Genomic DNA, 8,591 nt, shown 5'->3' with positions numbered 1-8,591 from the left:
GGGTTAAAGAATGAGAAATTTTATTCAAAATATCAAAATAAACTCTTGTACCATAGGAGGTTTTAATCAAGACAAATTAAATTCTTATTTAAATCTAAATCCTAAAAAAGAAAGTGCTACTTTAATTGTAGCCTTAGGAATTAGTAATGAAGAAAAAATTCCAACTAAAAGTCGTTTTAGCTTTAATGAAGTAGTAAAATTTTTATAATTTTACTACGCTTAGTTTCTAATTTGTCCTTGCCCATTAATAATATATTTATAAGTACAGATTTCATTAATACCCATAGGGCCTCTAGCATGAAGTTTATTGGTAGAAATTCCAACTTCTCCTCCAAAGCCAAACTTAGACCCATCACTAAAACGCGTTGAAGCATTTATATATACACAAGCTGATTGAATAGTTTTTTTAAATTTTTCTATATTATTAAAATCATTAGAAAGTATAGCTTCTGAATGAGAAGAACTATATTTATTGATATGTTCTATTGCTTCTTGGCAATCATTTACTATCTTAATACTTAATTCATAAGAAAGCCATTCTGTATAAAAAGTTTCATCACTAGCTAAGGCAAATTCTAAATTTGAATTCTCAAAAAATGATAATGCATTTTTATGTGTATGAATTTTAACTTTAAATTCTTTTAGTTTAGGAATGAGCAAATTAAAAAAATCTTTAGCAATACTTTTATGCACTAATAAAGTTTCCAAAGCATTGCAAACACTTACTCTTTGGCATTTTGCATTTATAACAATTTTTAAAGCTTCTTCTAAATTAGCATTATAATCAACAAAAATATGACATAAACCTTTATCTTGCTTTATTAGAGGAATCTTAGTATTTTTAGAAAGTTCTTGTATCATTTTAGAGCTTCCCCTTGGAATAATAACATCAATTAAGTCATCCATTTTTAAAATAGAATATACATCATCTTTATTAAAAAACATAGAAAAACAATCGCCTAAATGATATTTGCTTAATACTTTATTTATAAGCGTAAAAATAGCTGTATTGGTATTTTTTGCCTCGCTTCCCCCTTTTAAAATACAAGCATTAGAACTCTTAAGCATTAAAGCTATAATCTCAGCACTTAAAGCGGGTCTTGCTTCGTAAATAACACAAATTAGACCTATAGGAATTCTTATTTTTTGAATCAATAATCCATCTTCATTAACCCAGCCTTCTATAATACTTCCGATAGGATCCTGTAAATAAGCAATTTGCTCTAAACTCAAACAAAGATCCTTCAAACGATTTTTATTTAATAAAAGCCTATCTTTTAAGGCATCATCTTTTTTAAAATTATGTAAATCTTTTAAATTTTCTTCTAAAATAAAATCAGAATTTTCTTTTAAAATTTGTGCAAACTCTAAGATAATATTTTCTTTCAATTGAGGATTTAAATCATAAAGCTTTTGGGAGTTTTTTTTGATATTTTGAATAAAATTTCTCATTCTTTAACCCTTTATTTACAAAAAACTTGTTAAATTATACAAAAATATTCAATGAAAAAGGAAAAGAGTGGAAAAATTAGATTTAATTATTATTGGTGCTGGTCCAGCTGGAATAGGATGTGCCATAGAAGCTAAATTAAAAAATAAAAAAGTTTTAATTCTTGAAAAAACCAAAGAAATTTGCCAAACTCTAAGACAATTTTATAAAGATGGAAAAAGAGTTGATAAAGCTTATAAAGGTTTAGAAGGAGAAAATTATAGTCATATTCCTTTTGAAGATGGCACAAAAGAAAGCACTATAGAAGCTTTTGAATCTTTAATAAAAGAGCATAATATTAATATAGAATTTTCAAGTGAGGTAGAAAGCGTTAAACAAGATAAAGAAAGTTTTATAGTAACAACTTCTAAAAACACTTATGAATGTCAAAATATTATTATAGCCATAGGAAGAATGGGCAAACCTAACAAACCTGATTATAAATTACCTCCTACGCTTACTAAAATAATTAATTTTAATGCTAATAGCGTTCAAAATAATGAAAAAATTCTTATTGTTGGAGGAGGAAATTCTGCAGCAGAATATGCTGTTGATTTAGTAAATAAAAATCAAGTTTGCCTTTGTTATAGAAAAGATAAATTTACAAGATTAAATGATACTAATTTAAATGATGTAGAAAATGCAGCAAAGCAAAATAAATTATTATTAAAATTAGGTATTGATATCATAGAAATAGAAGATGAAAATTCAAAAGCAAAAGTAAAATTTAATGATGGGACCTTTGAAATTTATGATCGTATAATTTACGCTATTGGCGGTTCAACCCCTGTTGATTTTTTACAAAAATGTGGTGTTAGTGTTGATGATAAAGGAATTCCTTTGATTAATGAAAATAAAGAAAGTAATATTAAAGGAATATTTCTTGCAGGAGATATAACAACAAAAAATGGTGCTAGTATAGTTTGTGGTTTAAATGACGCAGCTAAAATCATTTCTGTGCTTAAATAATCTAAAGATTATTTAGCACCTTCAAGCTCATAAATCTTCTTTCTTTCGCTAGAACTTCCAATATTAAGTTGTTTTCTGTATTTTGTAATTGTCCTTCTTCCTATATCAATTTTAAATTCTTCTTGTATTGATTCTAAAATTTTAAGATCACTCAAAGGCTTTTTTTTGTTTTCGTTTTTAATTAAATTTACAATAAATTCTTTCACACTCGTATTTGAAGTTTCCCCATTTTCATCTAAGGCAACAGTAAAAAAATCTTTTAAAGGTATAAGACCTCTTTCACAACTTAAATATTTATTTGCAATTGCTCTTGATATAGTAGAAGTATTACGTTCTAAGTCATCTGCGATATTTTTTAAAGTCATAGGTTTAATTTCTTTGCCTAAGAAAAAATCATATTGATACTCTACTATCATAAGACCAATCTTATAAAGAGTAGCTTTTCTCATAGCCAAAGCATCAATTAAATTTTTAGCCTCCTTGATATAAGCACTCAAAAAATCGTGGTTCATTCCATCGGTTTCTAAAGATATTTCTGGATAATATTCATCATTTATTTTAACTTTTATTTCATCATTTTCTCTAAAAATAAAAATATCAGGAACTATTTGTTTGCTATCTTCAAAATATTCAATAAAAGGAGGTATGCTAAATTTTTTGATCAAAACTATTGCTTCTTTATAAAATTTTTCTTTTGTATAAGAACCTATATTTTCAAAATCTTTAATTAAAATTTTGCAAAATTCATAAAGTTCATCATCAATATCTAAATTATCTAAAGCAAATAAAAATGCCTCTTTATAATCTTTTGCTCCAACTCCTATAGGATCTAAAAATTTAAATCTTAATCTTATATTTTCAATTTCATCTTGACTCCATTCTTTTAAAAGCTCTTCATCAAATTCAAAATATCCTTCATGATTTAAACATTCTATAATTTTATATGCTATTTTTTGAGATTTTTCTGTAGGAAATAAAGGAGGAGTAATTTGTTCATTTAAAAGTTCATAAACACTTTTTTGTGCTATAGCCATATATTGAATATTTTGTGCTTGAATAGAATTTTTATAAAAATAATCCATATAATTTTTATTGCTATTAGTTTGAGAATTGATATTTTCCTTAACACTAATAAAAGGATTTTCTTTGCTAAAATCATCTAAGCTTTCTTTTAAATCTTCAATATTTGCTTGTAAAATAGGCAACCAACTTCTTAAAGTTTGAGAAAGTTTATTTTTTGGAGCTAATTTTTGTTTTAACATTAATCTAAGAGCTTAAACTCTGTCCCTAAATAATGCTTGATTACATCTTTATTATGTGCTATTTCTTTAGCACTACCACTAGCCAATAATGCACCTGATTTAATTACATAAGCCCTATCACAAATTGCTAAAGTTTCTCTTACATTATGATCGGTAATTAAAACACCAATATTTAAATTTTTAAGCTCATTGATTAGATTTTGAATTTCAGCAACAGCAATAGGATCAACACCAGCAAAAGGTTCATCAAGCAATAAGAATTTAGGATTGCATATTAAAGATCTTGCGATCTCACACCTTCTTCTCTCTCCTCCACTAAGGCTTAATCCTTTTCTTAAGCGAATAGGCTCTATACTTAAAAGCTCTAGCATTTGCTCTACTCTTTCTTTTAAAATTTTTTTATCTTTGTAAAAAATCTGTGCTGCCAAAAGTAGATTATCCTCTACACTTAAATCTTTAAAAATACTGCTTTCTTGTGGCAAATAACCAATACCTTCTCTAGCTCTTTTATTTAATGGTTCTTTTGTAATATCCTTTGAATCAAGTAAAACCTGACCGCTACTTGGTGCAATTAATCCACAAATCATATAAAAAGTTGTTGTCTTTCCAGCTCCATTAGGGCCTAAAAGGCCAACAACCTCTCCACTATTTAACTCCAAAGAAACACTATGAATAATTTTGGTTTTTTTGATTATTTTTTCCAAATTAAGAATTTCTAGCTTACTCATAAATTTTATACTTTCTCTTATCTTCAAATGGTTCAATTTCTACAAAAAGACTTTTCTTTCCAAAGCGATCAAGGCATTTTTTTAAATTTTCATCACCCCATTCCACTAAATGCAAAGCATTTTCAAAAAAATTTTCTATCAAGGCATTATCCAATAAAGATTTAAAACCTTTTTGATAAATATCATAATGATAAATTGTGTATTGATTATTAAAATACTTTTGCATTATTGAAAAGGTAGGAGAATCTACTAAATCTTTAACGCCTAAATATTTTACATATTCTTTAACTAAAGTTGTTTTTCCGCTTGCTAAATCACCTTTGAGTAAAACCACACCTTCTTTAGGTAGATACTCAAAAAGCTTATTAAGTTCATTTTGTTTTAAAATTATTTCTAGCATATTTTATTTACATACTCATTTTGTGATGTTTTGGGAATATTTTTAGTTGTAGGAATAGCTAAAACCTTATAATTTTGAATTCCACTATTAAAATGCAAAGAAATTATATCATTGACTTTTACTTCTTTACTTGCCTTAACTACATTCCCATTGATAAAAACCACACCATTTTTGCACATATCTTCAGAAATAGCACGTCTTTTTGTAATATTTACCACATTTAAAAATTTATCTATTCTCATAATTTAAATTATATCAAAAAAAATATATTTTGGAACAAAAAATGCTTATATTTAAAAATTTATCCATAAAATACAGATTAAAGATTAAAAAGTAGATTTTAAAGGGAAAAATAATAAAATTTACTCTATTATTGTTAAAAATTAAATATTAAGGAATATTTTATGAAAGTTTTACTGATAAAAGATGTAAAAAGCTTAGGTAAAGCAGGAGAAGTAAAAGAAGTAAAAGATGGATATGGACAAAACTTTCTTATAGGAAAAGGTTATGCTAAATTAGCTACAACGGAAGTTTTAAGAAAGTATGAAGCTCAAAAAAAGAAAGAAGCTGAAAATTTAAGATTTGAATTAGCAAATTTAGAAAAATTAAAAGAAGAATTAAGCAAAATTACTATTGAAATCGCAAAACCTGTCGGAGCAAATGGAAATTTATTTGGTGGAGTTACCAAAGATGAAATAGCACATGCTTTAAAAGAACAAAAAAATATTGAAATTGATAAAAAAACTTTAGAATGCGATACAATAAAAAATTTAGGACTGCATAGCGTTAGCTTAAAATTAGGACACAGCATTCACGCTCAATTTAATATCAATGTAAAGGCTGAATAATGTTTCACGCAACTACAATTTTAGCTTACAAAGGAAAAAATAAATCTGTTATTGGTGGTGATGGACAAGTAAGTTTTGGTAATACAGTTTTAAAGGCAAATGCTGTAAAAATTCGAAAACTTAACAATGGAAAAGTTTTAGCTGGCTTTGCAGGAAGCACAGCTGATGCTTTTAATCTCTTTGATATGTTTGAAAATTTACTTCAAAGTTCCAAAGGAGATCTTTTAAAGGCTGCAATTGATTTTTCAAAAGAATGGCGTAAAGATAAATTTTTAAGAAAATTAGAAGCAATGATGCTAGTGCTTGATAGAGAGCATATATTTTTGCTTTCAGGAACTGGAGATGTAGTTGAACCAGAAGATGGGGCAATTGCAGCTATTGGAAGTGGTGGAAACTATGCTTTATCAGCTGCTAGAGCCTTAGCAAAGTATAGTAATTTAGATGAAGAAGAACTTGTAAAATCAAGCCTTCAAATCGCTGGAGAAATTTGTATTTATACCAATACAAATATTAAAACTTATTGCATAAAGGATAAAGAATGAATTTAACCCCTAAAGAAATTGTCCATTTTTTAGATGATTATATTATCGGTCAAAAAAATGCAAAAAAAATTATAGCTATTGCTCTAAGAAATCGTTACCGCAGAATGCAATTGAGTCCAGATCTTCAAGATGATATTATGCCTAAAAATATTCTTATGATCGGATCAACTGGGGTTGGAAAAACTGAAATTGCAAGAAGATTGGCTAAAATGATGGGCTTTCCATTTATTAAAATTGAAGCAAGTAAATATACAGAAGTTGGCTTTGTTGGACGCGATGTTGAAAGTATGGTAAGAGATTTAGCTAATGCAGCTTTAAATTTAGTCAAGAATGAATATAGAGAAAAAAATCAAGAAAAAATTAATCAATTTATAGAAGATAAAATCCTAGAAAAACTTTTACCTCCTTTGCCAAAAGGGGTTAGTGATGAAAAACAAGAAGAATATAAAAATAGCTTTGAAAAAATGAGAACTAAACTTAAAAATGGAGATCTTGATGAAAGTATGATTGAAATAGAAATTTCTCAAAATATGTTTGATACTAACCCAAATCTCCCACCTGAAATGGGTGCAATGCAAGATATAGTCAAAGTCATTGGAGTTGGAAGTAAAAAAGTAAAAAAAGAAATGAAAATTAAAGATGCTAAAAATGCTTTAAAAAATGAAGCAAGTGATAAAATACTTGATCAAGAAAGTATCAAAAATGAAGCTTTAAAAAGAGCAGAAAATGAAGGGATTATATTTATTGATGAGATTGATAAAATAGCAATTTCAAGTGGAAATTCAAGTAGGCAAGATCCTAGCAAAGAAGGAGTTCAAAGAGATTTACTTCCTATAGTTGAAGGAAGTAGTGTTCAAACAAAGCTTGGAACTTTAAAAACAGATCATATTCTTTTTATTGCTGCAGGAGCTTTTCATTTAAGCAAACCAAGCGACTTAATTCCTGAGCTTCAAGGACGCTTTCCTTTAAGAGTAGAGCTTGATAGTTTAGATGATAAGGCTCTTTATGAAATCTTAACACGACCTAAAAACTCATTATTAAAACAATACATAGAACTTTTAAAAACTGAAAAATTAGAACTTGAATTTGAAGATGAAGCGATAAAAGAAATAGCAAAAATTGCTTCAAAAGCTAACGAAGAAATGCAAGACATAGGAGCAAGACGCTTGCATACAGTTATAGAAAAACTTTTAGAAGACTTAAGTTTTGAGGCTGATTTGTATGCTGGTAAAAAATTTATAGTAGATAAAAATATGGTTAAAGAAAAATTGGAAAATGTAATAGAAAATAAAGATTTGGCAAGGTATATTTTGTGAAATCAGGTTTTGTGAGTGTTGTTGGTAGAACTAATGCTGGAAAAAGCACTTTAATCAATTCTTTACTTGAAGAAAAAATTACCATAGTCTCTCACAAACAAAATGCAACAAGACGCAAAATAAAAGCTATTTTAATGCACAATAATGATCAAATCATTATTGTGGATACTCCAGGTCTTCACAAAAGCTCTCAAAAAATTAATCAAATGTTAATTCAAAGTGCTATTAAATCCATTAGTGATTGTGATGTTATTTTATTTGTAGCAAGTATTTTTGATCCAATAAATGATTATGAAGATTTTTTAAATTTAAATCCTAAAGTACCACATATTGTGGTCATTAATAAAGTTGATTTAGCAAACAATATACAATTATTGCAAAAATTAAACGAATATAATCAATTTAACACTTTTAAAGCTGTTATTCCCTATTCTTCAAAAAAAAAATCTTACAAAAAAATTCTTCTAGATGAAATCGTTAAATATTTACCAGAACACGAATATTTTTATGATCCTCAATTTTTAACCACAAGTAATGAAAAAGATATTTATAGAGATTTTATTTTAGAAGCTATATATGAAAATTTGAGCGAAGAACTTCCTTATTGTAGTGAAGTTCTTATAAAAAAATTCAAAGATAAGAATGAAATTTTAATTATTGAAGCAGATATTATTACAGATACAAACTCTCATAAAGCTATGATTATAGGAAAAGAAGCCAAAACAATAAAAAGGATAGGCAAAGACGCAAGAATTAAAATTTCAAATTTTTCCCAAAAAAAAGTTTTACTAAAACTTTTTATTCAAATTAAAAAAAATTGGCAAAAAGATGAAAATTTTATAAAAAAGCTCTTAAATGAAGAAGATTAAAAATCAAATTACTTTTATCCCTTTTAATCAATTAATTTATACCCAAAAACAAGGAGAATTTGATAACGATTTATTATTTATTAACACTACAAAAGAATTAAATCTCACCCCTGCTTTTAAATATCAAATGAGCTTTATCAAGCAAAATAATACTTATCATATTTTTTT

Annotated in this window: 10 protein-coding genes and 2 pseudogenes; 7 read left to right on the top strand and 5 right to left on the bottom strand. The window is 26.9% G+C overall.

Annotated features, from left to right (window positions below; translation table 11 throughout):
- Positions 1-31: 31 nt before the first annotated feature.
- A pseudogene (locus JG677_RS05700) lies at positions 32-208 on the top strand (NAD(P)H-dependent oxidoreductase); the annotation flags it as partial.
- An 11-nt stretch (positions 209-219) separates the two neighbouring features.
- On the opposite strand, the gene JG677_RS05695 reads toward JG677_RS05700, so the two are convergent.
- A complete protein-coding gene (locus tag JG677_RS05695; protein WP_200285623.1) occupies positions 220-1,452 on the bottom strand; it encodes a glutamate-5-semialdehyde dehydrogenase in 1,233 nt (410 codons plus the stop codon).
- Positions 1,453-1,519: 67 nt separating this feature from the next.
- Between JG677_RS05695 and JG677_RS05690 the strand changes: the two genes are divergently transcribed.
- Positions 1,520-2,458 (top strand): NAD(P)-binding domain-containing protein, encoded by a 939-nt coding sequence (locus JG677_RS05690; RefSeq protein WP_200217578.1) that lies wholly within the window; start codon positions 1,520-1,522, stop codon positions 2,456-2,458.
- 8 nt (positions 2,459-2,466) lie between these two features.
- Here the strand turns inward: JG677_RS05690 and JG677_RS05685 are convergent, their stop codons facing one another.
- The 4 genes from JG677_RS05685 to JG677_RS05670 are packed head-to-tail and all read right to left on the bottom strand — an operon-like array spanning position 2,467 to position 5,090.
- Positions 2,467-3,720, bottom strand: coding sequence for an RNA polymerase factor sigma-54 (locus JG677_RS05685; protein WP_200217579.1), 1,254 nt, complete (start codon positions 3,718-3,720; stop codon positions 2,467-2,469).
- Entirely contained in the window at positions 3,720-4,448 is a 729-nt protein-coding gene (lptB, locus tag JG677_RS05680) for an LPS export ABC transporter ATP-binding protein (RefSeq protein ID WP_200170002.1), read from the bottom strand. The genes JG677_RS05685 and lptB overlap by 1 nt, the downstream gene beginning before the upstream one ends.
- Complete coding sequence (gene tsaE, locus JG677_RS05675; protein ID WP_200285621.1) at positions 4,441-4,848, bottom strand: tRNA (adenosine(37)-N6)-threonylcarbamoyltransferase complex ATPase subunit type 1 TsaE; 408 nt, start codon at positions 4,846-4,848, stop codon at positions 4,441-4,443. The genes lptB and tsaE overlap by 8 nt, the downstream gene beginning before the upstream one ends.
- A complete protein-coding gene (locus tag JG677_RS05670) occupies positions 4,842-5,090 on the bottom strand; it encodes an RNA-binding S4 domain-containing protein (protein ID WP_200217581.1) in 249 nt (82 codons plus the stop codon). The genes tsaE and JG677_RS05670 overlap by 7 nt, the downstream gene beginning before the upstream one ends.
- 162 nt (positions 5,091-5,252) lie before the next feature.
- Here JG677_RS05670 and rplI point away from each other — a divergent pair, with 162 nt between their 5' ends.
- The 5 genes and pseudogenes from rplI to JG677_RS05645 form a co-directional block, all read left to right on the top strand.
- A complete protein-coding gene (gene rplI, locus JG677_RS05665) occupies positions 5,253-5,696 on the top strand; it encodes a 50S ribosomal protein L9 (protein WP_200169999.1) in 444 nt (147 codons plus the stop codon).
- Positions 5,696-6,238: an ATP-dependent protease subunit HslV gene (gene hslV, locus JG677_RS05660; RefSeq protein WP_200285618.1), complete on the top strand. Its 543-nt coding sequence runs from the start codon at positions 5,696-5,698 to the stop codon at positions 6,236-6,238. Before rplI ends, hslV begins: the two co-directional genes overlap by 1 nt.
- Positions 6,235-7,554: an ATP-dependent protease ATPase subunit HslU gene (gene hslU / locus JG677_RS05655; RefSeq protein ID WP_200169997.1), complete on the top strand. Its 1,320-nt coding sequence runs from the start codon at positions 6,235-6,237 to the stop codon at positions 7,552-7,554. The genes hslV and hslU overlap by 4 nt, the downstream gene beginning before the upstream one ends.
- Positions 7,551-8,423, top strand: coding sequence for a GTPase Era (gene era, locus JG677_RS05650; protein WP_200217583.1), 873 nt, complete (start codon positions 7,551-7,553; stop codon positions 8,421-8,423). The genes hslU and era overlap by 4 nt, the downstream gene beginning before the upstream one ends.
- Positions 8,410-8,591: pseudogene (locus tag JG677_RS05645) on the top strand (hypothetical protein); the annotation flags it as partial. The gene era and the pseudogene JG677_RS05645, both read left to right, overlap by 14 nt.

The sequence above is a fragment of the Campylobacter sp. TTU-622 genome (genome assembly GCF_016598965.1).
Lineage (GTDB): Bacteria > Campylobacterota > Campylobacteria > Campylobacterales > Campylobacteraceae > Campylobacter_D.
The sequence above is the reverse complement of the archived record's forward strand: the minus strand, read 5'-3'. Positions and strand labels throughout refer to the sequence as shown.

Bases quoted from the DNA above. Each gene is read 5' to 3' on its own strand.
- hslU (WP_200169997.1), top strand. From the start codon at position 6,235: ATGAATTTAACCCCTAAAGAAATTGTCCATTTTTTAGATGATTATATT.
- tsaE (WP_200285621.1), bottom strand. From the start codon at position 4,848: ATGCTAGAAATAATTTTAAAACAAAATGAACTTAATAAGCTTTTTGAG.
- rplI (WP_200169999.1), top strand. From the start codon at position 5,253: ATGAAAGTTTTACTGATAAAAGATGTAAAAAGCTTAGGTAAAGCAGGA.
- JG677_RS05670 (WP_200217581.1), bottom strand. From the start codon at position 5,090: ATGAGAATAGATAAATTTTTAAATGTGGTAAATATTACAAAAAGACGT.
- hslV (WP_200285618.1), top strand. From the start codon at position 5,696: ATGTTTCACGCAACTACAATTTTAGCTTACAAAGGAAAAAATAAATCT.
- JG677_RS05695 (WP_200285623.1), bottom strand. From the start codon at position 1,452: ATGAGAAATTTTATTCAAAATATCAAAAAAAACTCCCAAAAGCTTTAT.
- JG677_RS05685 (WP_200217579.1), bottom strand. From the start codon at position 3,720: ATGTTAAAACAAAAATTAGCTCCAAAAAATAAACTTTCTCAAACTTTA.
- lptB (WP_200170002.1), bottom strand. From the start codon at position 4,448: ATGAGTAAGCTAGAAATTCTTAATTTGGAAAAAATAATCAAAAAAACC.